The organism is Klebsiella ornithinolytica (assembly GCF_030505655.1).
Taxonomy (GTDB): domain Bacteria; phylum Pseudomonadota; class Gammaproteobacteria; order Enterobacterales; family Enterobacteriaceae; genus Klebsiella; species Klebsiella ornithinolytica.
This window is the reverse complement of record NZ_CP130154.1, coordinates 263,475-287,210: the sequence shown is the minus strand read 5'-3', so window position 1 is coordinate 287,210 and position 23,736 is coordinate 263,475. Positions and strand designations below refer to the sequence as shown.

General features: G+C 48.0%; 24 protein-coding genes and 5 pseudogenes. 18 read left to right on the top strand and 11 right to left on the bottom strand.

Going from position 1 to position 23,736, the window contains the following annotated elements:
* Nucleotides 1-5: 5 nt before the first annotated feature.
* Nucleotides 6-1,064, bottom strand: coding sequence for an ATP-grasp domain-containing protein (locus Q1L34_RS27685; protein WP_014839885.1), 1,059 nt, complete (start codon nucleotides 1,062-1,064; stop codon nucleotides 6-8).
* A 311-nt stretch (nucleotides 1,065-1,375) separates the two neighbouring features.
* Here Q1L34_RS27685 and Q1L34_RS27680 point away from each other — a divergent pair, with 311 nt between their 5' ends.
* From Q1L34_RS27680 to Q1L34_RS27650, 7 genes and pseudogenes are all read left to right on the top strand, one after another.
* Nucleotides 1,376-1,960, top strand: coding sequence for a TerD family protein (locus Q1L34_RS27680; RefSeq protein WP_014839886.1), 585 nt, complete (start codon nucleotides 1,376-1,378; stop codon nucleotides 1,958-1,960).
* On the top strand, nucleotides 1,957-3,120 hold the full coding sequence (locus tag Q1L34_RS27675) for a TerD family protein (RefSeq protein WP_014839887.1): 1,164 nt from the start codon (nucleotides 1,957-1,959) through the stop codon (nucleotides 3,118-3,120). Before Q1L34_RS27680 ends, Q1L34_RS27675 begins: the two co-directional genes overlap by 4 nt.
* Nucleotides 3,121-3,142: 22 nt before the next feature.
* Nucleotides 3,143-3,598, top strand: a complete 456-nt coding sequence (terB, locus tag Q1L34_RS27670; RefSeq protein ID WP_014839888.1) for a tellurium resistance membrane protein TerB — start codon at nucleotides 3,143-3,145, stop codon at nucleotides 3,596-3,598.
* A gap of 23 nt (nucleotides 3,599-3,621) precedes the next feature.
* Nucleotides 3,622-4,662, top strand: a complete 1,041-nt coding sequence (gene terC / locus Q1L34_RS27665) for a tellurium resistance membrane protein TerC (RefSeq protein ID WP_014839889.1) — start codon at nucleotides 3,622-3,624, stop codon at nucleotides 4,660-4,662.
* Between the two features lie 50 nt (nucleotides 4,663-4,712).
* On the top strand, nucleotides 4,713-5,291 hold the full coding sequence (gene terD / locus Q1L34_RS27660; RefSeq protein WP_014839890.1) for a tellurium resistance membrane protein TerD: 579 nt from the start codon (nucleotides 4,713-4,715) through the stop codon (nucleotides 5,289-5,291).
* An 80-nt stretch (nucleotides 5,292-5,371) separates the two neighbouring features.
* Entirely contained in the window at nucleotides 5,372-5,947 is a 576-nt protein-coding gene (locus tag Q1L34_RS27655; RefSeq protein WP_017901334.1) for a TerD family protein, read from the top strand.
* A gap of 88 nt (nucleotides 5,948-6,035) precedes the next feature.
* A pseudogene (locus tag Q1L34_RS27650) lies at nucleotides 6,036-6,899 on the top strand (TerD family protein); the annotation flags it as partial.
* A gap of 17 nt (nucleotides 6,900-6,916) precedes the next feature.
* Here the strand turns inward: Q1L34_RS27650 and Q1L34_RS27645 are convergent.
* A protein-coding gene (locus Q1L34_RS27645) for an IS3-like element ISKpn37 family transposase (RefSeq protein WP_100248964.1) occupies nucleotides 6,917-8,082 on the bottom strand; the annotation gives its coding sequence in 2 pieces (ribosomal slippage) (nucleotides 6,917-7,818 and nucleotides 7,818-8,082; 1,167 coding nt in all).
* A gap of 67 nt (nucleotides 8,083-8,149) precedes the next feature.
* Here Q1L34_RS27645 and Q1L34_RS27640 point away from each other — a divergent pair.
* Nucleotides 8,150-8,533 (top strand): annotated as a pseudogene (locus Q1L34_RS27640) (VWA domain-containing protein); the annotation flags it as partial.
* Between the two features lie 27 nt (nucleotides 8,534-8,560).
* On the opposite strand, the gene Q1L34_RS27635 reads toward Q1L34_RS27640, so the two are convergent.
* Together Q1L34_RS27635 and Q1L34_RS27630 are read right to left on the bottom strand one after the other, a co-directional pair.
* A complete protein-coding gene (locus Q1L34_RS27635; protein ID WP_014839892.1) occupies nucleotides 8,561-9,211 on the bottom strand; it encodes an HAD family hydrolase in 651 nt (216 codons plus the stop codon).
* Nucleotides 9,212-9,816: 605 nt separating this feature from the next.
* Nucleotides 9,817-10,797 (bottom strand): IS5-like element IS5 family transposase, encoded by a 981-nt coding sequence (locus Q1L34_RS27630; RefSeq protein ID WP_042934497.1) that lies wholly within the window; start codon nucleotides 10,795-10,797, stop codon nucleotides 9,817-9,819.
* Between the two features lie 250 nt (nucleotides 10,798-11,047).
* Here Q1L34_RS27630 and Q1L34_RS27625 point away from each other — a divergent pair, with 250 nt between their 5' ends.
* The 3 genes and pseudogenes from Q1L34_RS27625 (at nucleotide 11,048) to Q1L34_RS27615 (ending at nucleotide 12,789) form a co-directional block, all read left to right on the top strand.
* Nucleotides 11,048-12,079 (top strand): IS630-like element ISEc33 family transposase, encoded by a 1,032-nt coding sequence (locus Q1L34_RS27625; protein WP_001752311.1) that lies wholly within the window; start codon nucleotides 11,048-11,050, stop codon nucleotides 12,077-12,079.
* A gap of 99 nt (nucleotides 12,080-12,178) precedes the next feature.
* Nucleotides 12,179-12,515, top strand: a pseudogene (locus Q1L34_RS27620) (glycoside hydrolase family protein); the annotation flags it as partial.
* A gap of 88 nt (nucleotides 12,516-12,603) precedes the next feature.
* Entirely contained in the window at nucleotides 12,604-12,789 is a 186-nt protein-coding gene (locus tag Q1L34_RS27615) for a hypothetical protein (protein ID WP_017901373.1), read from the top strand.
* 15 nt (nucleotides 12,790-12,804) lie between these two features.
* Here Q1L34_RS27615 and Q1L34_RS27610 read toward each other — a convergent pair.
* Nucleotides 12,805-12,894, bottom strand: a pseudogene (locus Q1L34_RS27610) (DinI-like family protein); the annotation flags it as partial.
* Between the two features lie 223 nt (nucleotides 12,895-13,117).
* On the opposite strand from Q1L34_RS27610, the gene Q1L34_RS27605 reads away from it, so the two are divergent.
* Nucleotides 13,118-14,221 carry a porin OmpC gene (locus Q1L34_RS27605; RefSeq protein WP_017901372.1) on the top strand — a complete coding sequence of 368 codons (1,104 nt, stop codon included), beginning with the start codon at nucleotides 13,118-13,120 and terminating at the stop codon, nucleotides 14,219-14,221.
* Between the two features lie 58 nt (nucleotides 14,222-14,279).
* Complete coding sequence (locus Q1L34_RS27600) at nucleotides 14,280-14,993, top strand: site-specific integrase (RefSeq protein WP_071600436.1); 714 nt, start codon at nucleotides 14,280-14,282, stop codon at nucleotides 14,991-14,993.
* Nucleotides 14,994-15,202: 209 nt separating this feature from the next.
* Here Q1L34_RS27600 and aqpZ read toward each other — a convergent pair.
* Nucleotides 15,203-15,826, bottom strand: a pseudogene (gene aqpZ, locus Q1L34_RS27595) (aquaporin Z); the annotation flags it as partial.
* Between the two features lie 146 nt (nucleotides 15,827-15,972).
* A complete protein-coding gene (locus tag Q1L34_RS27590; protein WP_042934497.1) occupies nucleotides 15,973-16,953 on the bottom strand; it encodes an IS5-like element IS5 family transposase in 981 nt (326 codons plus the stop codon).
* A 99-nt stretch (nucleotides 16,954-17,052) separates the two neighbouring features.
* Here Q1L34_RS27590 and Q1L34_RS27585 point away from each other — a divergent pair, with 99 nt between their 5' ends.
* Both Q1L34_RS27585 and Q1L34_RS28455 read left to right on the top strand, forming a co-directional pair.
* A complete protein-coding gene (locus tag Q1L34_RS27585; protein WP_017901083.1) occupies nucleotides 17,053-17,169 on the top strand; it encodes a small membrane protein in 117 nt (38 codons plus the stop codon).
* A gap of 78 nt (nucleotides 17,170-17,247) precedes the next feature.
* Entirely contained in the window at nucleotides 17,248-17,817 is a 570-nt protein-coding gene (locus Q1L34_RS28455; protein WP_017901082.1) for a LuxR C-terminal-related transcriptional regulator, read from the top strand.
* Nucleotides 17,818-18,007: 190 nt separating this feature from the next.
* Here Q1L34_RS28455 and Q1L34_RS27580 read toward each other — a convergent pair whose 3' ends face one another.
* Nucleotides 18,008-18,754 (bottom strand): hypothetical protein, encoded by a 747-nt coding sequence (locus tag Q1L34_RS27580; RefSeq protein WP_017901081.1) that lies wholly within the window; start codon nucleotides 18,752-18,754, stop codon nucleotides 18,008-18,010.
* 66 nt (nucleotides 18,755-18,820) lie between these two features.
* Nucleotides 18,821-19,504 carry a hypothetical protein gene (locus tag Q1L34_RS27575; RefSeq protein ID WP_162263803.1) on the bottom strand — a complete coding sequence of 228 codons (684 nt, stop codon included), beginning with the start codon at nucleotides 19,502-19,504 and terminating at the stop codon, nucleotides 18,821-18,823.
* Between the two features lie 77 nt (nucleotides 19,505-19,581).
* Between Q1L34_RS27575 and Q1L34_RS27570 the strand changes: the two genes are divergently transcribed.
* A complete protein-coding gene (locus tag Q1L34_RS27570; RefSeq protein ID WP_000019450.1) occupies nucleotides 19,582-20,562 on the top strand; it encodes an IS5-like element ISKpn26 family transposase in 981 nt (326 codons plus the stop codon).
* Nucleotides 20,544-20,855 carry a hypothetical protein gene (locus Q1L34_RS27565; RefSeq protein ID WP_226566131.1) on the top strand — a complete coding sequence of 104 codons (312 nt, stop codon included), beginning with the start codon at nucleotides 20,544-20,546 and terminating at the stop codon, nucleotides 20,853-20,855. The genes Q1L34_RS27570 and Q1L34_RS27565 overlap by 19 nt, the downstream gene beginning before the upstream one ends.
* Nucleotides 20,856-20,935: 80 nt before the next feature.
* Here the strand turns inward: Q1L34_RS27565 and Q1L34_RS27560 are convergent, their stop codons facing one another.
* Nucleotides 20,936-21,535, bottom strand: a complete 600-nt coding sequence (locus Q1L34_RS27560) for a hypothetical protein (protein WP_025999330.1) — start codon at nucleotides 21,533-21,535, stop codon at nucleotides 20,936-20,938.
* A 1,353-nt stretch (nucleotides 21,536-22,888) separates the two neighbouring features.
* Between Q1L34_RS27560 and Q1L34_RS27555 the strand changes: the two genes are divergently transcribed.
* Nucleotides 22,889-23,221, top strand: a complete 333-nt coding sequence (locus tag Q1L34_RS27555) for a hypothetical protein (protein WP_017901076.1) — start codon at nucleotides 22,889-22,891, stop codon at nucleotides 23,219-23,221.
* Nucleotides 23,222-23,231: 10 nt separating this feature from the next.
* On the opposite strand, the gene Q1L34_RS27550 is transcribed toward Q1L34_RS27555, so the two are convergent.
* Nucleotides 23,232-23,717, bottom strand: a complete 486-nt coding sequence (locus Q1L34_RS27550) for a hypothetical protein (protein WP_017901075.1) — start codon at nucleotides 23,715-23,717, stop codon at nucleotides 23,232-23,234.
* Between the last annotated feature and the right edge of the window lie 19 nt (nucleotides 23,718-23,736).

Here is a 23,736-nt window from a genome sequence, read left to right as displayed (position 1 = left end):
CTCCATTAATCGATTCTGTTGGTCAATAATGCCGGGTAGCGAATGACGTCGGTGACAGAGCGGACGACTGCAGGCGAAAAATCAGTTTTCGCTGACTGCCTGACCTGATCCTCATCCATCAACCCCAGTGTATGGAAGGCATACAGACCCGGCAGATTCACGCCACTGTGCTGCGTATACCCAATGCCCCCTGACGGGCGCATGTTTATTTCAAGCAGCAGGGGATTGCCTTCAACGTTATGCCGGGTCTGGACGTTGACCATTCCGTCGGCGTTCATTAAGCGGGCGCAGGCGATGGCGAGTTCAATCGCTTCCCCTTCATTCTCCAGATGCTGGAGCACCCCCTCCTTACGCCGCCCGACGGCGGCCAGGACAGTCCCTTGACTTACCACCATATCTACGGAGTATTCAGGCCCCGGTAAATAAGGCATCAGAACCTGAGGTGTAAAGGTCTCCATTTGGGCATGTGCGGCCAGATACTGTGACGGACGGATAACCCGGCTGTCGGGGTTATTCAGAAACGCGACCGGTGAAATCTCGTCATCAAAACGCCAGAATCCCATGCCATAAATACCGGTTACGGGCTTAATACAGAGACGATCAGAAGGATACGGGGAGTGGCTGAGCAAATGACTCAGTTCATCGGGAGAGTTGACCCGCACAGACGGCACAACCGGGAGTCCATTTTTTGTCATGTACTCCGAGAAAGTAACTTTTTCGTCAGCGAGCTCGAACCATTCAGTTCCGGTCGCGCCTGTTGTCAGACTCACGGACGGGGATTGAATGGCATCTCGCTGACTTTCAAACCATTTACAGTTTCGCCCGGTATGAATCGCATTAATGCCATGGTTCATCGTGACGGAGTGAATGAAAGAAAGACGGTCATCTTCATTTTTAGGTTCGATTAATGAGAGATCTGAAACAGAGAGAATTTCATTTCGTTCATTCCGGTGAGAAGATAAAACCAGAATATCTTTATTGTGTTTATCTGCAAAAGATTTCACACCGAGAATAATGTCTCGCTGGGAGGACAAACCTTCCATAAACCAAATTTTGTTTTTCATCTTTTATTATTTTTGCCTGAAGAGAGGAAAAAGTTTTACTGATACATGAGTCTAAGAATACCTCCGAACCATGTCAATCATAATATGATAAACTCTGGCTGTTTATGATTTTGAGAACAACTATATATTTTTGAATACTATCAATTGGTTACGCTAATTTAATTCGTTAGTCCGGAATGTAATTAAAAGTAAATTATGAAAACCTACCCGTTTTTGTCTTGCAGGTGAACTTTGTCATGATATGATTTTGATGGTGCCTGCTTTACTACTAATTTCACAATGTCTCAGTCAATACCTTTTAAGGAATGAATATGGTTTCTTTAAGTAAAAACCAGACGGTATCACTCAGCAAACAATCATCCGCACTCAGCCAACTTAAGTTCGGTCTGGGATGGGATCCGGTAAAGAAAAAAGGATTATTTGGCAACATTTTTGGCGGCAATGACTCTATCGATCTGGACGCGGGTTGCGTTCTGTTGGACAGTGCCGGTAATAAAATTGACACAATATGGTTTCGTAAACTGAAATCGACCTGTGGCTCCGTGGTACATACCGGCGATAACCTGACGGGTGAGGGAGACGGTGACGATGAGGTCATCAATGTCTATCTCGGCCAATTGCCTGCAAAGGTTGAATATCTGGCTTTCACCGTTAACAGTTTCCGTGGGCAGTCTTTTAATGATGTTGATAACGCTTTCTGCCGTGTTGTTGATCAGACCAACAAAGAACTGGCCCGATACAAACTGACCGAGCAGGGAGCGCATACTGGCATTATTATTGCCTCACTCCGCCGTAATAACGGCAACTGGGACTTTACCGCCCACGGGAAAGCCAGCAGTGGACGCACGATCGATGATATGTACCCTGACATCATTAACACAGTGGTCAGCGCATGAACCTGACGCCAGGGGGAAATGCCCCCGTTCCCGCTCAGGAACTCCGCGTGCGGATCCTTTCAGGTGGCCCCGTTGATGCCTCCGCGTTCCGTCTGTTTGCTGCCGGAAAAGTGCAGGGAGACGCGGATATGGTCTTCTACGGACAGCCTCGTAACGACGACAGCACTGTCAGTTATCATCCTGAGGGAAATAACAGCTCTTTTATCGTTGACCTGAGCCGCCTCAAATCTGAGGTACAGAAAGTCGCTTTTACGGTGACCTGTGACGGCAGCCATACCGTCTCGACCCTGAATAATCTTTCTATCCTGGTTGAAAGTGGTGCTTCTCAACTGATCTGCGGGCAGGTTGAACTGACTGGACGGCAGGAGGCCGCACTTATCCTCGGCGAATTCTATCGGCGAAATGCTGAATGGAAATTCCGGTTTATTGCCCAGGGGTTTAATGGTGGTCTCAAACCACTGGCTGAACACTTTGGTGTGAACGTCTCTGATGATGCCGCACCAGCCTCTCCGCCGCCAGTCGCACCGCCTCCGGCTCCTGCACCAAATAAGGTGAGCCTAAGCAAGGTCTCGTTGACCAAAGAGAAACCGGCTATCAGCCTTGCCAAGAAGGACAACTTTGGCGAGATCCGCATCAACCTTAACTGGCATCGTGGCTCCGGCTCCGGTGGCTTACTCGGAGGGATGTTTGGCTCAAGCAAAGCGATTGACCTTGATTTGGGCGCGTTCGTCAAACTTCAGGATGGTCACAAGTCCGTGATCCAGGCACTCGGCAATGCCTTTGGCAACTATCATAACGAGCCCTATGTTCAGCTTCAGGGCGATGATCGTACCGGGGAGGCCATGGATGGCGAATGGCTGCATATTAACGGACGGGAGTGGAAGCAAATCAATCAGGTTCTGATTTATGCCTTCATCTACCAGGGCGTACCCAGTTGGGATAAAACTGACGGTGTGGTGACGCTCCATATACCGGACCAGCCCCCCATTGAAACCCGTCTGACCGAGGGAGATAACAAACGTACTCTGTGCGCAATTGCCCGTCTGGTGAATGACAACGGGTCAATTCGCGTAGAACGGATTAACCAGTTCTTCAGAGGCCAGGAGGAGATGGACAAGGCCTTTGGCTGGGGGTTTCGCTGGTCTAAAGGTTCTAAATAACCAAATTGATGAGGAACGGAAAATGAGTTTTTTCGACAAAGTTAAAGGGGCACTGACCTCAGGCCGTGATGAGCTGACCCGCCAGGTTGGCCGTTACAAAAACAAGAAATTTATGCAGGGTACAGTCGCGGTATGCGCACGTATCGCGGTTTCCAGTGACGGCGTCAGCGCTGAAGAAAAGCAGAAAATGATTGGCTTTCTGCGGGCATCAGAAGAACTGAAAGTTTTTGAAACGACTGAGGTTATCGAATTCTTCAACAAACTGGTGACCAGCTTCGACTTTGATCTCGAAATTGGTAAAGGCGAGACGATGAAATACATCCTCGCGCTGAAAGACCAGCCTGAAGCGGCTCAGCTGGCAGTCCGTGTCGGTATTGCTGTTGCAAAAAGCGACGGTAATTTTGACGAGGATGAGAAAAACGCCGTTCGTGAAATTGCCCGTTCATTGGGCTTCGACCCGACTGAATTCGGCCTCTGATAAACATCCGCTAAGGGTACGCTATGGTTTCCACACACATCGGTTTTCCGACTGAAACAGTGATTGTTTTTATCGCGCTGTCGGTCGGCGCCATCTTTATTGACCTGTTCATGCATCGCCATGACAAGCCAATTTCCCTTAAGAGTGCGGCCTTATGGTCCGTTTTCTGGGTTATCGTTGCGATGGCATTTGCCGGTTTCCTCTATATCCATCACGGTGCAGAAGTTGCCAGCCTGTTTGTCACGGGTTATGCGCTTGAAAAGGTCCTGTCCGTTGATAACCTCTTCGTCATGATGGCCATCTTCTCGTGGTTCTCAGTGCCAGACCGTTATCGCCACCGTGTACTGTACTGGGGGATCGTTGGGGCCATCGTCTTCAGGGGGATCTTTGTTGCGATTGGTACCGGTCTGCTCAGCCTTGGCCCTTATGTCGAACTGGTTTTTGCCGTGGTCGTTGCCTGGACTGCTGTCATGATGCTGAAAAGCGGTGATGATGGCGATGAAATTGAGGACTACTCCCAGCACCTCGCCTATCGCCTGGTCAAACGGTTCTTCCCTATCTGGCCGAAACTGTCCGGACATGCGTTCCTGTTAACCCAGAAAGAAGTTGATGCCGAGCTGGCGAAACCCGAAAACAACGATGTGAGCATTGGACGGGTAAAAAAAGCCGCCCTGTATGCGACGCCTCTTATGCTGTGTGTCGCGGTCGTTGAACTCTCTGACGTCATGTTTGCCTTCGACTCCGTTCCGGCAATCATTGCGGTCAGCCGTGAGCCACTGATTGTCTACAGCGCAATGATGTTTGCTATCCTTGGTCTCCGTACCCTCTATTTTGTGCTGGAAGCTCTGAAGCAGTATCTGTCTCAGCTGGAAAAGGCGGTTATCGTCCTGCTGTTCTTTATTGCGTTTAAGCTTGGCCTGAATGCCTCCGACCATATCTGGCACCATGGCTACAGCCTGTCCGCAACCACCAGCCTGTATGTCGTATTAGGCGTGCTGGCGCTCGGTATTCTTGCCAGCGTTATCTTCCCTGAAAAACCGGAAGCGGAAAATAAAGAAAGCTGATCTCCGGCTGTTTAATAATAAGTATGTGATTAACGAAAGAGGATAAATTGATGAGTGTTTCACTATCTAAAGGCGGCAACGTTTCACTGAGCAAAGCAGCCCCGACAATGAAAAATGTTCTCGTCGGTCTTGGCTGGGATGCCCGCTCTACCGATGGTCAGGACTTTGACCTCGATGCTTCGGCATTCCTGCTGGCCGCAAATGGCAAGGTTCGTGGCGACGCCGATTTTATTTTCTACAACAACCTGAAATCTTCCGACGGTTCAGTCACCCATACCGGCGACAACCGTACCGGTCAAGGTGATGGCGATGATGAATCCCTGAAAATCAAACTGGATGCGATCCCTGCTGATGTGGACAAAATCATTTTCGTCGTGACCATTCACGATGCCCAGGCCCGTCGCCAGAGTTTCGGTCAGGTATCTGGTGCATTCATCCGTCTGGTAAATGATGACAATCAGACAGAAGTCGCCCGCTATGATCTGACTGAAGATGCCTCCACCGAAACCGCGATGCTGTTCGGTGAACTGTATCGCCACAATACGGAATGGAAGTTCCGTGCAGTCGGCCAGGGCTATGCCGGTGGTCTGGGTTCCGTTTGTGCGCAGTACGGCATCAACGCATCCTGATAATAAAGTTACTTTTCTCACTATTTTCACGCGGGGTTGGTCATCCGGCCCCGACGTCAACGATAAGCAGGAGCGATAAAATGGCAGTTTCTCTCGTAAAAGGCGGTAATGTTTCTCTGACCAAAGAAGCCCCTTCCATGAATGTGGCACTGGTTGGTCTGGGCTGGGATGCGCGTGTTACCGATGGTCAGGCATTTGACCTCGATGCCTCGGTCTTCCTGGTCGGCGAAGATGGAAAAGTGCTGTCCGACGCGCACTTCGTTTTTTATAACAACACCACCAGCCCGGACGGCGCGGTACAGCACCAGGGTGACAACCGCACGGGTGAAGGCGACGGAGACGATGAGCAGGTCAAAATCGAGCTGGCTAAAGTCAGCGCTGACGTTAAAAAACTGGTGTTTGCTGTCACTATTCATGAAGCTGAAGCCCGTAAACAGAACTTCGGTATGGTCAGCAACAGCTACATGCGTGTTGTGAACAACGATAACGGCGCTGAGATTGCCCGCTTTGACCTGTCTGAAGATGCGTCGACGGAGACCGCAATGATTTTCGGCGAACTCTATCGCCATGGCGCTGAGTGGAAATTTAAAGCAGTCGGGCAGGGGTTTGCTGGTGGCCTGGGTGCGCTGGCGCAACAGCATGGCATCAACATCTGATAAATAACCCCAACGAAACCCCGGCCTGTCCGGGGTTTTTTATATCAGCTTACTGAATGAATATTGCTCAAAATTAAAGAGGGATCAGATGCAATTACAATCAGGACAGAATATTCCACTACATACTACGGACCTGACGCTCAGACTTGATTATCTGTCATCGTACAGTTTTAGTAGTGAACCAGAAACCTGCCTGTTTATGCTGAATGCTGACGGGAAAGTCACCGGTGACGCAGACTTTATCTTCTACAACAATCGGAGTGCTGCCGGTGGAGCTGTAAAACTGCTTCCCGGCCACCAGCATGCGAACCTTCAGCTTGCGCTGGAACGCATTCCCGAAACCATTCAGAAAATCGCTATAACGCTGGTGATAGATGGCAATGACACGATCAGCGGACTCTCGCAACTCCGGCTGACGGCAACCGGCATCGCTGAATTCAATGTCGACCTGAAGGGCCGTAGTGAGAAAGCGGTGATTATGGGCGAGATTTACCGTCATCAGGGGCAATGGAAACTCCGTGCTCAGGGGCAGGGGTTTAACGGTGGACTGGAGCCACTTGCCGTCAGCTATGGTGTCGATGTCGCACAACCAGAAGATACCCCAACGCAACCAGCCCGGATCAGTCTGGAGAAAAAACTGGAAGGGAAAGCCCCCGCGCTTATCAGTCTGGCAAAAAAAGCCAGTGTTTCTCTTGCCAAACACAAGCTGGAGACGGTTGAAGCCAGAGTCGCTTTTGTTCTTGATGCCTCAGGCTCTATGACCGGTCAGTTTAAAAAGGGACATGTGCAGTCCGTTCTCGACCGTATAGCCGTCCTGTCAGTCCAGTTCGATGATGACGGTACGATGGATGTGTGGGGCTTTGCTGAGCGTCACAAGAAATACCCTGACGTCACCCTGGACAATCTTGACGGATATGTTGCGGCTATCCAGAACACGGGTAAACGATCTGCCTGTAGTGGATCACAAAATCAGGACACCGGGATAATCTGTTTCCACTTTTCTTCATGTAAGCAAGGCGGTAAACCATCGTTGTTCGTGTGAGGTCGATAAACGTTGTAATAACCATTAATCCACTGGTTTATATCGCGTACCGAATGGCTAAAATCACCATAACCACCTTTCGGAAGCCATTCACTTTTAAGGCTGCGAAAGACTCTTTCCATCGGCGAATTATCCAGGCAATTCCCTCTGCGACTCATACTTTGCATTACCCCATAACGCCAGAGTAACTTTCTGTATTTATTGCTTTTATACTGAACACCTTGATCTGAATGAAACAGCAGGCGGCCATCACGCGGTCGTGTTTCCAGTGCATTACGCAAAGCCCTACACACCAACTCAGCATCAGCGGTTAATGAGAGGGCTGAACCGATAATCCGCCGTGAATATAAATCAACAACGAGCGCGAGATAACACCATTTGTCCTGCAGGCGAATAAAACTGATGTCGCCGCACCAGACGCGGTTTGGTGCGGCGGGGTTAAATTGCCGGTTCAGTAAATTTGGCAATGGCGGACTTTTGTCTTCGTTTACCCGGTAGTGATGTTTAACCGGCTGTCGACTTGTCAGCCCGCATTCCCGCATCAGTCGTCGTGCCAGCCACCGGCCTGCATCAACGCCACTCTGGCGCAACATCTGACTGATTGCCCGGCTACCGGCTGCGCCACGACTGAGAGCATGGAAAGCCCTCACCCGACTTCGTAATTCAATTCTTTGCACATTAACAGGACGCTTCACCTGCGCGTAATAAACGCTACGGTGAATACCGAATAAATGACAAAGAACCCGCACTGGCCACTTTGCTTTCAGCCGTGTGATTAGCGCGACGGCTTCCCGGGGATTTCGCTCATCAGCACGGCAGCCTGCTTTAGTATTTCTTTTTCCATCTCAAGGCGCTTTATCCGCGCTTTAAGCTGCTGAATTTCGCGTTGTTCAGGGGTAATAGCATTACCAGCGGGCTCAATACCCTGAAGTTCCTGCTTATACAACCGTATCCATTTACGCAAATGGTCAGGGTTGAGCTCGAGTGCCAGCGCGACTTCTCTGACATCACGCTGGTATTTAACCACCTGTTCGATAGCTTCAAGCTTGAACTCCGGGGAAAAGGTACGTTTAGTCCGACGAGTTTTGATCATGCATCACCTCATTTTCACTGTTTTAACATTAACAGGATTTCGAGGTGTCCTGAATTACCGATCCACTACAGCCTGGGAAATCCTTCCGGGCCTGGGCGGGACAAACAACGAGCCGCCGGTCATGAATGAGGTGATCGACTTCTTCAAGGACAGCATACTGCCCGTTTATGTTGTCTGCATTACGGATGGCGGGATTAGTAAAACCCGTGAAATCAAAGAAGCCATACGCCGCTCGGCCAACTACCCCATTTTTTGGAAATTTGTGGGCCTCGGCGGTTCAAATTACGGTATTCTCGAAAAACTGGATACCTTCAGCGATCGGCGAATCGATAACAGCAACTTCTTTGCCATCGATAACTTCGCAACGGTGAAGGATGAGGAGCTGTACGAGCAACTTCTGGAAGAGTTTAAAGACTGGCTGGATCAGGCAAAAATAGCGGGTATTCTGTGAGCCTTCGCCCCGGAAAGGGGCGATAATTTACCGGATAGGTAGTTCGAAAGGAACTTTTCCCCGACGCCAGGTCGCATGGAAGTGCCGCCAGTGAGGGTCGGCTGCAGCTGACAGTAGTTCGTAATCCCCTCGTGTGTCTCCCCATGCCCGCAGATGATAATTTTTCAAAGGACCGTACTCTTTTTCCAGCCGGATAATTTTCTGGCTACACCGGCAGTTATGCCCACTAATACGCCCGGTAAGTATCCCTTCTTTGACCTCAAGCTGTGTGCCTATCACTTTGATGCCCAGCCTGTCGGCAAATGGCCTGAGTACCATTTCTGGTGAAGCAGAACATAATGTCACTTCCGCGCCGGAATTCACTTCATTCGCCACGGCCATCAGGCCTGCAGGACGCATAAGCCGACTCCAGTAGACCTGGCAAAATTTCTCAGCATTTTTGGATAGCCATTTCTCGTCAACCCCAGTAAGGAAGGTTGTGATGAGAATTTCTTTCAGTTCATCACGTGTCATCTTCTTCCCCATACAGCGTAACGTGGGAAGAGCCATTGTGACGATACGACGGGAAAAAGCCCGATTGCCAAAGGCAAACCGCAGAAAAGGGATAAAGCTGTCATGCCGTGTTAGTGTGCCGTCAAAATCAAATACAGAGAGCATACGGGACTGAATGACATTCATCGTAATCTTCTTCCTGGTAAAATGGGGGAACAGCTTCCTACAGGTTTGACTATACCATTCAGGCAATAATATTGGTAATCGGCCACAGAAGGTGAAGAAAGTTACTTTTTATGATGTTCGCTTCGCTCAGCAAACTAAAGGTTCGTCACGTACTCCCGGTTTTCTCGATGACTTGCCCGCTGTCACTGGCTCATTCTTCGCAGCTCTTGACAGTTTTAATACGGAATACATCGCGCCGTTGGCGACGGTCCCGGCAATAATAGAAAAATTTTAACGCGCCTCTCTGAGCTGTTTTTTAGAGGCAATTAATACTCACCCAGGTTATAAACCCTCATTTTCGTTATCTCAGACTCTTTTCATAAACACTAAATATTAATGTATTGCACATACCATCATCAGGTGGGTATATGTAAAGAAATCAACATTGATAGGAATTTTCTTAGTGGTAGGGTAATTTAGGGAAGGTGCGAATAAGCGGGGAAATTCTTCTCGGCTGACTCAGTCATTTCATTTCTTCATGTTTGAGCCGATTTTTTCTCCCGTAAATGCCTTGAATCAGCCTATTTAGACCGTTTCTTCGCCATTTAAGGCGTTATCCCCAGTTTTTAGTGAGATCTCTCCCACTGACGTATCATTTGGTCCGCCCGAAACAGGTTGGCCAGCGTGAATAACATCGCCAGTTGGTTATCGTTTTTCAGCAACCCCTTGTATCTGGCTTTCACGAAGCCGAACTGTCGCTTGATGATGCGAAATGGGTGCTCCACCTTGGCCCGGATGCTGGCTTTCATGTATTCGATGTTGATGGCCGTTTTGTTCTTGCGTGGATGCTGTTTCAAGGTTCTTACCTTGCCGGGGCGCTCGGCGATCAGCCAGTCCACATCCACCTCGGCCAGCTCCTCGCGCTGTGGCGCCCCTTGGTAGCCGGCATCGGCTGAGACAAATTGCTCCTCTCCATGCAGCAGATTACCCAGCTGATTGAGGTCATGCTCGTTGGCCGCGGTGGTGACTAGGCTGTGGGTCAGGCCACTCTTGGCATCGACACCAATGTGGGCCTTCATGCCAAAGTGCCACTGATTGCCTTTCTTGGTCTGATGCATCTCCGGATCGCGTTGCTGCTCTTTGTTCTTGGTCGAGCTGGGTGCCTCAATGATGGTGGCATCGACCAAGGTGCCTTGAGTCATCATGACGCCTGCTTCGGCCAGCCAGCGATTGATGGTCTTGAACAATTGGCGGGCCAGTTGATGCTGCTCCAGCAGGTGGCGGAAATTCATGATGGTGGTGCGGTCAGGCAAGGCGCTATCCAGGGATAACCGGGCAAACCGACGCATGGAGGCGATTTCGTACAGAGCATCTTCCATCGCGCCATCGCTCAGGTTGTACCAATGCTGCATGCAGTGAATGCGTAGCATGGTTTCCAGCGGATAAGGTCGCCGGCCATTACCAGCCTTGGGGTAAAACGGCTCGATGACTTCCACCATGTTTTGCCATGGCAGAATCTGCTCCATACGGGACAAGAAAATCTCTTTTCTGGTCTGACGGCGCTTACTGCTGAATTCACTGTCGGCGAAGGTAAGTTGATGACTCATGATGAACCCTGTTCCATGGCTCCAGATGACAAACATGATCTCATATCAGGGACTTGTTCGCACCTTCCTAAGCGTCGGCATGGTTCTAGCGATCATATGTCACCGACAGAATATGAAAACCAGTATTATCAACGGCTCGGAAGTGTCTAAATAGCTGCGCGGAATAGTAGATCACTGAAAGGGAACTCAGCCCGGATTGTGCGATCTGATCAATCGCCAAACCAACCAAAATCACCAACCGGACTGAGCGATGCCGATCATAGTACCAATACCCCGTGGCGAACGACGCCTGATGCAGAAAGCTATTCATAAAACGCGTGATAAAAATCATGCCCGCAGACTCACGGCCATGCTGATGCTTCATCGGGGTGAACGGGTCAGCGATGTTGCCAGAACTCTCTGTTGTGCCCGTTCATCCGTTGGTCGCTGGATTAACTGGTTTACGCACTCAGGTATTGAAGGCCTGAAATCCTTACCCGCAGGGCGCTCCCGACGCTGGCCTTTTGAACATATCTGCACCCTGTTACGTGAGCTGATAAAGCATTCTCCCGGCGATTTTGGTTATCAACGTTCACGCTGGAGCACCGAATTACTGGCAATAAAAATCAATGAGATAACCGGTTGCCAGTTACATGCAGGAACCGTTCGCCGCTGGTTGCCATCTGCGGGGCTTGTATGGCGCAGGGCCGCGCCAACTCTGCGTATCCGTGACCCACATAAAGATGAAAAGATGGCGGTAATCCACAAAGCGCTGGATGAATGCAGCGCAGAGCATCCGGTATTTTATGAAGATGAAGTGGATATCCACCTTAATCCTAAAATCGGTGCGGACTGGCAGTTGCGCGGACAGCAGAAACGGGTAGTGACGCCGGGGCAGAACGAAAAATACTATCTGGCCGGCGCACTGCACAGTGGCACGGGTAAAGTCAGCTACGTGGGCGGCAACAGCAAAAGTTCAGCGCTGTTTATCGCTCTGCTGAAGCACCTGAAAGCCACTTATCGGCGGGCGAAAACAATCACGCTGATCGTTGATAACTACATTATCCATAAAAGCCGCGAAACACAGCGCTGGTTGAAAGCAAATCCCAAGTTCAGGGTAATTTACCAGCCGGTTTACTCGCCGTGGGTGAATCATGTGGAACAGCTATGGCAGGCACTTCATGACACGATAACCCGTAATCATCAGTGCCGCTCAATGTGGCAGTTACTGAAAAAGGTCCGCCATTTTATGGAAACCGCCAGCCCATTCCCCGGAGGAAAACATGGTCAGGCAAAAGTGTAGCGGTATTAGGCGCAGCTATTTAGATTATCCGTGGCGATTCAGGCTTTTTTATGTCCGTTACTATTAGCATAATCACTACCTACATCAGGGCTGTGCCTTAACACGCATGACGTTAAAGGCGGTGTGTGCAAAACTGATTAGCAGATAGCCGCAGACCGGGAGCGAAACATCCTTGCGGCTGAGCGCTGCGTCAATACCTACGGCAATGGACGACAACTAAGCGACAATACATTTTCTGCTGTAACGTCGATCACGTTTAACGCTGGTTGCGCCAGTATGCAGAAATCAACTCTGTTTAATTACCTGCGACAGGGAAAGATAACTAGTGCCTGCAACCAGTTCCCACGCTGGGGTATACGACGGAGGAAAAATCCTTCCCGGCCTGGTGACTCGTCGCGCAGCGGAAAAGCAGCTCTGTCTGGATGGTGTGAAATGAATCTGATTTGCTTCGTCATTGCTGCGTTTCTTGCCTTAGATGGTAATGATGCGTGGCCGTGGTTTCTGGCTGTTGGAATAATCATGTCATGAGCCGCGTGACCGCCATTATCAGCGCTGTGGTTATGCTCAACGGCGAGAGAGTGGACGATGATCGCTTGCAACTCGATACCAATCCGCTGCTGATGGATGCGATCAGCGCGGTGAAATATTTAGCTGGCAAAATGGAGCAATTGCAAAACATCATTGCAGAGCTGAAGGCATCAAATGCATGATTGGTATCGCTAATTTTATTCTCCAGACATCCACATATCAGCCTCTTCGAACATCTCCAGGATAACTCTGCCAATTTGTTCTTTTTCATGCTTACTGGCATCTGTATAGCCCCTCAGGGCATGTCCATTCCTATTGCTATGTGTTTTGGTTATGAGACACGAGATGACGTGTTATGCATTCCTTTTACAATATGTTACAAAATGTAGGTGTATTCACAGGGAACTTTTAACTAGCTTACAGCATGAGAAGGCTGGATTTTTTTGTGTATAGATAATTATACAATGACAGCCCGATACGCAGTGGCAAATATAAAACGAGGGTTCAACCATGAAAGTTAAAGTACTATCCCTCTTGGTACCGGCTCTGCTGGTAGCAGGTGCAGCAAATGCGGCTGAAATTTATAACAAAGATGGCAACAAATTAGACCTGTACGGTAAAATTGATGGCTTGCATTACTTTTCTGATGACAAGAGCGTCGATGGCGATCAGACCTACATGCGTATCGGCGTGAAGGGCGAAACCCAGATTAATGACCAACTGACTGGCTACGGTCAGTGGGAATACAACGTTCAGGCGAACAACGTTGAAGGTTCTGACAAGCAGTCCTGGACTCGTCTGGCATTTGCTGGTCTGAAATTCGGCGACGTGGGCTCTTTCGACTACGGTCGTAACTACGGCGTTGTCTACGACGTAACTTCCTGGACTGACGTTCTGCCAGAGTTTGGCGGTGACACTTATGGCTCTGACAACTTCATGCAGCAGCGTGCTAATGGTGTTGCAACCTATCGTAACTCTGACTTCTTCGGTCTGGTTGACGGCCTGAACTTTGCGCTGCAGTACCAGGGTAAAAACGGTAGTGTAAGTGGTGAAGGCCAGACTAACAATGGTCGCGGCTGGAACAAACAGAACGGTGATGGCTTCGGAACAGCGATCACTTATGATATTTGGGAAGGCATCAGCGCAGGTTTTGCATACTCTCATTCTAAACGAACTGATGACCAGAATGCTGCAGGTCTGGTTGGTCGAGGTAAATACGCAGAAACTTACACTGGTGGCTTGAAATATGACGCGAACAATATTTACTTGGCTGCGGAGTATACCCAAACTTATAATGCGACTCGTTTCAGTGGTGATTCCGTCAGTGGTTATGCTAATAAAGCACAAAACTTTGAAGTGGTTGCACAGTACCAGTTCGACTTCGGTCTGCGTCCGTCCGTGGCATACCTGCAGTCCAAAGGTAAAGACATCGAAGGTTTCGGCGATCAGGATCTGCTGAAATATGTTGATGTAGCCGCGACCTACTACTTCAACAAAAACATGTCTGCTTATGTTGATTATAAAATCAATTTGGTGGATGACAATCGTTTCACCAGTGCTGCTGGCATCTCTACTGATGACATTGTCGCACTTGGTTTAGTATATCAGTTTTAATTATTTACCAAACACCGGCCTTGGTGGCCGGTGTTTGTGTCGATATGATGGATAAGATATGATGGATAATAAGCCATTAAATAAAAAAGAACTTGAAAGTATTTTCCTTACTTCAGGGGCTTTTAATCCGAAGGGGTTGTATCTGGGGGAGGGGTTTCGTAAACAGGCCCTTGAATTGGGTTTTCCTCCATATATTTTACCCACAGAGATTAACATTGTTTTGCATTATTCGCCTGAGTTGAGTGTACGAACTTTTGTTTCTACTTTATGGAATACTGGTGCTTCATTAACTGAAGTGATTCATTTAGAACGGAAGTCTTTTGTTTTTAAATCTCCTCGCCCATATGTTAAAGTATTAAGTTCTGAAACTGAATCATTGTCGTTAGATAACGATAATAGATTGTCTCCCCGCCGGAAAATTCCTTTACTTTCCCCATATTATATAGCTCAAGTTAAGTTATTGATTGCTACTTTGAAAATAGCGGGTAATACTTGCGGCGATTCCACCAAACCTAGGAGGATATGGGATGTGGACAATTTCATTGCGACATCATGGATAGATAATGCTATTAAACATGCCAGATTGGATGGCGTGATTTTTCCAGTAGAAGTCACGCCGGATGCAATTAAACACGCATTTGCAATGAATATGCTGATCTTGGGAGTTGAGCCATCAATAGTAATGAAGTTAATGGGGTTTAAAAGGAATAAGTGGCTTGAAATATATTTGAAAGTTAAATGCTTAATTATGTCCTTGGAGAGGGATATGTGATAAAAAGCGATGCTTTGGATCATGTTGAGGTGCTCGAAATTGCGACACACTCGATCAACTATACGAGGCTGGATAATTGTACGGTTTAACCCCCCACTCCCCACCCATACAGTTGTATGCAAGGCCTGCAGAGTGGGGAGGACTGAAGATTTTTTCGATGGCTGGCGTGAATATGGAATGATCTGCAGTCGTATAGAGTTTTTAATTATTCATTTATCACTGCTGAGCAAAGTGCGATAAATTAAACCGCCCAGTATCCCACCAATGATTGGCATGACCCAGAATAACCATAATTGTTGCAATGCCCAACCGCCCTGAAAAATCGCTACCGCAGTGCTACGCGCCGGGTTTACCGACGTGTTGGTGACCGGAATGCTGATCAGGTGAATAAGCGTCAGTGCCAGTCCAATGGCGATAGGGGCGAAGCCGGCAGGAGCGCTTTTATCCGTGGAACCGTGAATAACCAGCAGGAAGCCACATGTCAGGACAATCTCTATCACAATGGCGGAAAGCATTGAGAAGCCGCCCGGAGAGTGTTCGCCATAACCGTTCGAAGCGAACCCGCTAGCGGTGGCGTCGAAGCCCGCTTTACCGCTGGCGACAACATACAGAATAGCGGCGGCGATAATACCGCCGACGACTTGGGCGATAATATAACCAATTACGTCTTTGGCCGGGAAACGACCTCCAGCCCATAAACCTAAAGTCACTGCCGGGTTAAAATGTCCGCCGGAAATATGACCGACGGCATATGCCATGGTTAATACCGTTAAACCGAAGGCCAGCGCCACCCCAGCAAAACCAATTCCTAATCCCGGGAATGCTGCCGCAAGGGAAGGTGCGAATAAGCGGGGAAATTCTTCTCGGCTGACTCAGTCATTTCATTTCTTCATGTTTGAGCCGATTTTTTCTCCCGTAAATGCCTTGAATCAGCCTATTTAGACCGTTTCTTCGCCATTTAAGGCGTTATCCCCAGTTTTTAGTGAGATCTCTCCCACTGACGTATCATTTGGTCCGCCCGAAACAGGTTGGCCAGCGTGAATAACATCGCCAGTTGGTTATCGTTTTTCAGCAACCCCTTGTATCTGGCTTTCACGAAGCCGAACTGTCGCTTGATGATGCGAAATGGGTGCTCCACCTTGGCCCGGATGCTGGCTTTCATGTATTCGATGTTGATGGCCGTTTTGTTCTTGCGTGGATGCTGTTTCAAGGTTCTTACCTTGCCGGGGCGCTCGGCGATCAGCCAGTCCACATCCACCTCGGCCAGCTCCTCGCGCTGTGGCGCCCCTTGGTAGCCGGCATCGGCTGAGACAAATTGCTCCTCTCCATGCAGCAGATTACCCAGCTGATTGAGGTCATGCTCGTTGGCCGCGGTGGTGACTAGGCTGTGGGTCAGGCCACTCTTGGCATCGACACCAATGTGGGCCTTCATGCCAAAGTGCCACTGATTGCCTTTCTTGGTCTGATGCATCTCCGGATCGCGTTGCTGCTCTTTGTTCTTGGTCGAGCTGGGTGCCTCAATGATGGTGGCATCGACCAAGGTGCCTTGAGTCATCATGACGCCTGCTTCGGCCAGCCAGCGATTGATGGTCTTGAACAATTGGCGGGCCAGTTGATGCTGCTCCAGCAGGTGGCGGAAATTCATGATGGTGGTGCGGTCAGGCAAGGCGCTATCCAGGGATAACCGGGCAAACCGACGCATGGAGGCGATTTCGTACAGAGCATCTTCCATCGCGCCATCGCTCAGGTTGTACCAATGCTGCATGCAGTGAATGCGTAGCATGGTTTCCAGCGGATAAGGTCGCCGGCCATTACCAGCCTTGGGGTAAAACGGCTCGATGACTTCCACCATGTTTTGCCATGGCAGAATCTGCTCCATACGGGACAAGAAAATCTCTTTTCTGGTCTGACGGCGCTTACTGCTGAATTCACTGTCGGCGAAGGTAAGTTGATGACTCATGATGAACCCTGTTCCATGGCTCCAGATGACAAACATGATCTCATATCAGGGACTTGTTCGCACCTTCCTTAGTTACTGTTCCCATTCATCCGGAGATACATGATGTCTAACCTGTTTGCACTGCTGGCCGCTATTGTACTTCTTTTCATCGCTGTGTATTCACTGGTGTCATATCTGAAAGACCAACGTAGATCAAAAGGAAGCTTTAAACGCTAAAATCATGACAGTATTAGCTACCGTCACCGTGTATCATTCACAGACGGAGCGGATACTATACATGGAGTGACAGAGAGCATGATTTACGTCATTACGGACAACCAGTTTCTGTTTGCTGGAATTGAGTTAATACTCAGAAAGTATGAGATCACCGTATACCAACTATCAGCGGATGACCTCAGAAGCCATAAGGTCCGTAAGGACCATGTATTTTTCATTGAATGCCCACTACGTGAGGAAAATTTACATTCACTGAGGAAGCTCTATCAATACGGTGCACGTGTCTGCTATCTGATGCGCAGTTCAATAGAATGTGACCGAAAGAATGCCTCACAGTTTATCGATATCACAACCGAAATGAATGTGTTTATCGCTAAAGTACTGAAAACGATCAATAACTCTGCATGTCCACCAGCAGTTAATATTGTCCGGTTGACTAATCAGGAATTCACCGTAGCGCGTCTCGTACTTTGTGGCCATTCCGATGTGGACATAGCGTCTGAATTATTAATCACCAAACGATCATCCCAGGACCATATCAATCGGGTTCTGAAAAAACTGGGGGGTAAATCCGTCGCGGATATCTACCTTCAGCGGAATGTGATTTACGGGAGTGGTACAACACTACAGAAACAGAAGTCACGGTAGTGACGTACATCCGCCTGATGTAACCCCGCCCGCATGCTTCCCGTCGCCAGTGCGTAAACCCGCCCCGATATTCCTTGGGGGGCCATTTGTGAAAGTTACTTTTACTGAATGTGAACCACTCTTTCTTCGATGCTGGTGGATAACCTGTCCCGCCGAACCAGCCACCTGGCTCAACGGGATAGTATTAAGATTATGACCGCACAAGCAGGGATGCATCATCATGGTAGGAATGACGATCAGGCTCAGCACTACCAATTTGCACCCCGGAGTGGTCCGGCGTCAGAATCAAGCCACCCTGTGCTACATGCATATGCAGGAGGATATCACCTCCGGCCACGTTAAGATGCAAAGCAGGGACACCGTGGTTAATCTCCAGCCGTACACCAAAGGATGGCTCACCAGACTCGTCCTCAAGTTCAAGTGATATCTGGTTTGCTATATGGAGGGTAGCGGTGTAAGGCCTTCCGTCTTCCTCATGCAACAGCTCACAGCCTTCCGCAATTCGCCAGTCTGCCATTTTGAGTTTTAACTGCTGTTCGATACCCAGTGCAAGACCGGCATTACTTAACATCCCCTGAATATCTGCTCGCTGTGATTTCACTGTTGCAGGAACAGATACAGCCTCCAGAACATCAGCTTCTTTCCAGCCTTCAATGTGATAGTTTGCCCAGACATTTTGCTCCAGCGAAGGGAGACGGTCATCTGCTTCAATATGCAGACAGGGTGTGCTGTAGACATCTGAAAGATAGGGACTCGATATATCTCCGTCAGTCACCCCGTTAACGATACCACCACAGAAATCAGCTACAACACATCCTATGGCCTTCATGAACTCCTGATGAGCGACACGTGTGTCCAGTTCGCCCAGCAGTTCAGGTTTAACCAGTAGAGCGGTTACAATTTCGGCCAGTTCAGCAGGTAAAATTTGTTTTGTCATCTAGTCACCGGAGTTTCAGTTAAATAGTGTGTTAAGAGGCGGGAGACCAATTCCCGCCTCCGTGGATCACATCACCTTAAGGTACTTTGCCATCACCCGGTACTCATCCGGAGTAACAGGCTCCAGGAGGGCATTTTTGAGAGATGAACAAGAGGAAAATTTAATGCTACCGTCGATATTGGTTTTTCCACCACTTCGATAGTTAAGCAATATTTCATTATAGCGCTGAGATGCATCTACATTAGACGGGCAACATAGAATGAAAGTCACAGGACATTCCAGCTCACCGATAACCTCAGTAAAAGAACAGAAGTAATAGTGCATGCGTTCAGTAAAGGCGGTTTCTTCAGCTTCAAGAAAATCGTAATTCCCCGTCCAGCGAATAAATTCACGGGAAACTACGCAGGCAGCACCGCCATAACCATCAGTACGTCTGAAGTTATCGCATGTATAAGATATCTGAAAAGATAAAAGCTCATCTTTCCCGAAGGCAATTAGAGAAGCCTGGGCAAAAAGCGCTGCATGCTCTGAATTGAAATTACCGCAATCACTGTGGACAAGGAAACCCTCAGAACATATTTCACCATCAAATGACCAATCGCAGTCTTCAATAACTTCAACTGTAGTTTTGTCCGGGTGATTCAGCACACAGTGACGCACAACACGTTCCATTTCAGAAAGACCGTCATGGCTATCACCAGATGTAATGCGTTGAATAAAATCATTGTCAGGCTCAAACAACTCATGCATTGCTTCTAAGGAAGGTGCGAACAAGTTCCTGATATGAGATCATCATATTCATCCGGAGCGCATCCCAGAGGGACATCATGAGCCATCAACTCACCTTCGCCGATAGTGAATTCAGCACTAAGCGCCGTCAGACCCGAAAAGAGATTTTCCTCTCCCGCATGGAGCAGATTCTGCCATGGCAGAATATGACCGCTGTCATCGAGCCGTTTTATCCCAAGGCGGGCAATGGCCGACGGCCCTATCCGCTGGAGACCATGCTGCGTATTCACTGCATGCAGCATTGGTACAACCTGAGCGACGGTGCCATGGAAGATGCCCTGTACGAAATCGCCTCCATGCGCCTGTTTGCCCGATTATCCCTGGATAGCGCCCTGCCGGATCGCACCACCATCATGAATTTCCGCCACCTGCTCGAGCAGCATCAACTGGCCCGTCAATTGTTCAAGACCATCAATCGCTGGCTGGCCGAAGCAGGCGTCATGATGACCCAAGGCACTTTGGTGGATGCCACCATCATTGAGGCACCCAGCTCTACCAAGAACAAAGAGCAGCAACGCGATCCGGAGATGCATCAGACCAAGAAAGGCAATCAGTGGCACTTTGGCATGAAGGCCCACATTGGTGTCGATGCCAAGAGTGGCCTGACCCACAGCCTAGTCACCACCGCGGCCAACGAGCATGACCTCAATCAGCTGGGTAATCTGCTTCATGGAGAGGAGCAATTTGTCTCAGCCGATGCCGGCTACCAAGGAGCGCCACAGCGCGAGGAGCTGGCCGAGGTGGATGTGGACTGGCTGATCGCCGAGCGTCCCGGCAGGGTAAAAACCTTGAAGCAGCATCCGCGCAAGAACAAAACGGCCATCAACATCGAATACATGAAAGCCAGCATCCGTGCCAGGGTGGAGCACCCGTTTCGCATCATCAAGCGGCAGTTCGGCTTCGTGAAAGCCAGATACAAGGGGCTGCTGAAAAACGATAACCAACTGGCGATGTTATTCACCCTGGCCAACCTGTTTCGGGTGGACCAAATGATACGTCAGTGGGAGAGATCTCAGTAAAAACCGGAAATAACGCCAGAAATGGTGGAAAAAATAGCCTAAATAGGCTGATTCGATTGTTTGCGGGAAAAAAATCGGCCCAGATCCGCGAAATTTTAATCAGCGAGTCAGCTTGGGAAGAAATGACCTGCTTATTCGCACCTTCCTTCAGAGATGCCGGGATATCCCATTTAATGGAAAAGATGAAAGATGGGATAGAGATATGTTATTTTTTAAATCTACCGGCATCATGTTTATATGTGGCATATAAAACTTGGATAGATTACAGAAGCGATACGATTACGCTACCTTAAAATTCAACACCAATGGATATCATCAAGTCCGGCAAATAGAAAAGGGAAGACCAGATAATGCCAAGGCCTTCCCATGCAAACTAACTGATAATGCTCTCAATTAAAGAATAAATATAGACTCTGTCAGCATGGCAACCCGTTAGCGTTACGGGATCAAAAACGATATTGTCAGTATCGACATAACGGAGACGAAGGTAAACATCCTTCCTTAGTTCATTTCTCCTGTTTTCCATATGGACTGGAGAATAATCCCTTGGAGCTATTAGCATTATACATAAGGCAGCGACAATGCCTATTATCATATAAAAGTAAAACGAACTTTCAAATAACTCTACTGCTGTCTTTGACAACTCAAAGTCAGTGAGAATGAGAACTCCATATGCACCATAAGTGAGAATGTTCAATGCGATGAATCCCACAGCCAGGTACATTAACAGTTCATGCATTCTCGATATATCCGGTTCTGCTGTTTTGCCCTGAGGAGGCGCAAAAATAGCCGATCGCCCCGTCTGATTTGTTTCGCTACCAGAGTATCCGCCACCTCCCAGAACTACGCCGGACTGTGATAGTCCACCGCCTAAAAGTGCGCCGGATTTTTGAGTGGTTGTCGTCTCTCGCAGATATAAACCACTAATGGATACTCCATCAGTGGGGCCGTAGCTGACCTCAATAATTTTCATAAAATCATCCGTTTGTTCAGGTGACAACCATCTTAACAACTGCGGTACCCGGCGTTTTTCCATACGGGCAGGAAAATTGCTTTTAACCAGAAATTTTTTAGCTCTTCATATCTGGACATAAAAATGTCGAGCAGGACTGATCACTACTCGCTGGGTAAATGCTATTCTTCGTGAAAACCGGCAAAGGATTCAACTAACCAGGGGTGGTTTGTTGAATGTGGAGCATTCGGCCCTTTGCCGGTTTGACACTTCCCGGCTGTACCCGACAACTCTGAATCTGCAGGATATTAAACTCTGTCCTGACCATCTCGTTGAACACGACTGCGCTGCTCAATTCCTGTTCATAACCATGGTAGTTGCGTGACAGTGTCACATATCGCCGAAAATATGAGTAGTACCGCATCGTGAATGCCACATGCAAAACAGATAGCATGCTAACACTAACTCCGTGCATCTGGTTTTAGATTAATGAAAAAGCATTTCATTAATCTCACCACAATCCGTCCGGAAAGATAACTTCAGATTTTAAGGATTATGGCGATCGGGTATCTATTTGGTTGAGTTTCAGGCATTTTAACACTTCGAATAAATACCATTATTCAATGTGTTAAATTAATGTGACTTTCCCCGATATGTGGGTGACCGGCTTTTGACCTGAGAAAAAGTTACTTTTGGAGTGGTTTTCACACAGGTGGCGCTACGTGAAATCTGGAAAAAAACGGAGGGGTGAGTACGTCAGATTTCACGTAGCGCACGCGATGCAAAATATACCTTCTGGATGAGAACGGGCCGGTTTACGGTTCAGAATGGAAGTCACCGGATGAAGGACTGCAGGGCTGAACCCCTTTATACGCCAAAAGTTACTTTTACACTTGGCGGGAAGAAGAACGGTAGGGGGCAATCTCGTCCTTGTTTGCCGTCATGAGCAGCATGGTCATGTTATTTAAGAGTCTTGCGAGAAAGGCAGGCAGGCTTTCCGGTCAGAATGTTTAAAATAAAACATTAACGATATAGTTGATACTGGTCTGGATTATTAAATAATTTTCAAAACAAACACATTGAAACCATGCCCTATAATTTATGATGTGATATATAATTATAAAACTGAATAATGTTTAGAAAAGTAATGGACTCAACAGCACACGACCAGGTGCATTTATCACCCTGTGTAATATACACATGAAAATAGACCAGCAGCATAACGAGGAGGATGGCGGTAAGGCCCTGAAGCTTTTTTTAAACTACGTCAGTAGCGAAACGATACGACTAATCCCGAATACCCAATAAATCTTAATGACAGTAAGCATGTTAAGTTTTAGAAAAATAACTTTCTACATTGATAAAGGAACGACTATGAACATCAAAGGTATACCACACTCTCAAGACACTGGATTAGATTTTAATTCAAAATTAAGCGACGACCTTACGCTCAGGAGAACCCTGTTATTTGTGACTTACTCAATCATTCCTGTTATTGCTCTCTATTACTTCTCACCGTTTCTGGCTGAAGCCACGATAAATGGTGTCTTATCAGTTGGAATTGAGCTTAAATATGCGATGCTTTTTCATTTTCTGGTAACCTGGGTGATTTTCTGGGGAGCAATAAGTGTACAACGTGATTTATATCAAGGCTTTAGGTTGGTGTATTTCGGCGTTAAATCTTTAATAAACAAAAAGGGCCAATAGGCCCTTTTTACTATAAGCGTATGGCTGAAAAACAACTTCCATTGGTTATACAAACTTTAACAAAAGGTACATTTTTACTATTCTTAACTACGCTTTCGATAAAAGAGAATTCTTCAAACTTTTTTAAACGTCCGTTTCTGAGTTCTTCTTGCACTATTTCAGTGGGTGAGGTAATCGTTAGGATGTCACCCTCTTTGATTTGATGGTAACTAAAAACCCCGATCGTATCGTTTTGACCGATTCTATAATAGTTCCACTTAACGCCAGTAACTTTCTCCTGGGTCGTTGTTTTTCTGACATCGGAAGGGTCAACTTTCTTTACTGATATTGGATTACCTGATACAAACCCTTCACTATCATTGTAAGTGGTAGCCACTTCATGATCGATGCCTCTCAACATGAAATTAGATAATGATAAATATGCTATGTAAAGTACTATTGCCAGCCAGATGCTAAAAAAGAAAACTTTAGACACAACTGTTTTTACTGTTGGCATGATGATCTCCTTAACGATG

Bases quoted from the DNA above. Each gene is read 5' to 3' on its own strand.
- Q1L34_RS27685 (WP_014839885.1), bottom strand. From the start codon at position 1,064: ATGAAAAACAAAATTTGGTTTATGGAAGGTTTGTCCTCCCAGCGAGAC.
- Q1L34_RS27680 (WP_014839886.1), top strand. From the start codon at position 1,376: ATGGTTTCTTTAAGTAAAAACCAGACGGTATCACTCAGCAAACAATCA.
- Q1L34_RS27675 (WP_014839887.1), top strand. From the start codon at position 1,957: ATGAACCTGACGCCAGGGGGAAATGCCCCCGTTCCCGCTCAGGAACTC.
- terB (WP_014839888.1), top strand. From the start codon at position 3,143: ATGAGTTTTTTCGACAAAGTTAAAGGGGCACTGACCTCAGGCCGTGAT.
- terC (WP_014839889.1), top strand. From the start codon at position 3,622: ATGGTTTCCACACACATCGGTTTTCCGACTGAAACAGTGATTGTTTTT.
- terD (WP_014839890.1), top strand. From the start codon at position 4,713: ATGAGTGTTTCACTATCTAAAGGCGGCAACGTTTCACTGAGCAAAGCA.
- Q1L34_RS27655 (WP_017901334.1), top strand. From the start codon at position 5,372: ATGGCAGTTTCTCTCGTAAAAGGCGGTAATGTTTCTCTGACCAAAGAA.
- Q1L34_RS27635 (WP_014839892.1), bottom strand. From the start codon at position 9,211: ATGAATGTCATTCAGTCCCGTATGCTCTCTGTATTTGATTTTGACGGC.
- Q1L34_RS27630 (WP_042934497.1), bottom strand. From the start codon at position 10,797: ATGAGTCATCAACTTACCTTCGCCGACAGTGAATTCAGCAGTAAGCGC.
- Q1L34_RS27625 (WP_001752311.1), top strand. From the start codon at position 11,048: ATGCCGATCATAGTACCAATACCCCGTGGCGAACGACGCCTGATGCAG.
- Q1L34_RS27615 (WP_017901373.1), top strand. From the start codon at position 12,604: ATGAGCCGCGTGACCGCCATTATCAGCGCTGTGGTTATGCTCAACGGC.
- Q1L34_RS27605 (WP_017901372.1), top strand. From the start codon at position 13,118: ATGAAAGTTAAAGTACTATCCCTCTTGGTACCGGCTCTGCTGGTAGCA.
- Q1L34_RS27600 (WP_071600436.1), top strand. From the start codon at position 14,280: ATGATGGATAATAAGCCATTAAATAAAAAAGAACTTGAAAGTATTTTC.
- Q1L34_RS27590 (WP_042934497.1), bottom strand. From the start codon at position 16,953: ATGAGTCATCAACTTACCTTCGCCGACAGTGAATTCAGCAGTAAGCGC.
- Q1L34_RS27585 (WP_017901083.1), top strand. From the start codon at position 17,053: ATGATGTCTAACCTGTTTGCACTGCTGGCCGCTATTGTACTTCTTTTC.
- Q1L34_RS28455 (WP_017901082.1), top strand. From the start codon at position 17,248: ATGATTTACGTCATTACGGACAACCAGTTTCTGTTTGCTGGAATTGAG.
- Q1L34_RS27580 (WP_017901081.1), bottom strand. From the start codon at position 18,754: ATGACAAAACAAATTTTACCTGCTGAACTGGCCGAAATTGTAACCGCT.
- Q1L34_RS27575 (WP_162263803.1), bottom strand. From the start codon at position 19,504: ATGCATGAGTTGTTTGAGCCTGACAATGATTTTATTCAACGCATTACA.
- Q1L34_RS27570 (WP_000019450.1), top strand. From the start codon at position 19,582: ATGAGCCATCAACTCACCTTCGCCGATAGTGAATTCAGCACTAAGCGC.
- Q1L34_RS27560 (WP_025999330.1), bottom strand. From the start codon at position 21,535: ATGAAAATTATTGAGGTCAGCTACGGCCCCACTGATGGAGTATCCATT.
- Q1L34_RS27555 (WP_017901076.1), top strand. From the start codon at position 22,889: ATGAACATCAAAGGTATACCACACTCTCAAGACACTGGATTAGATTTT.
- Q1L34_RS27550 (WP_017901075.1), bottom strand. From the start codon at position 23,717: ATGCCAACAGTAAAAACAGTTGTGTCTAAAGTTTTCTTTTTTAGCATC.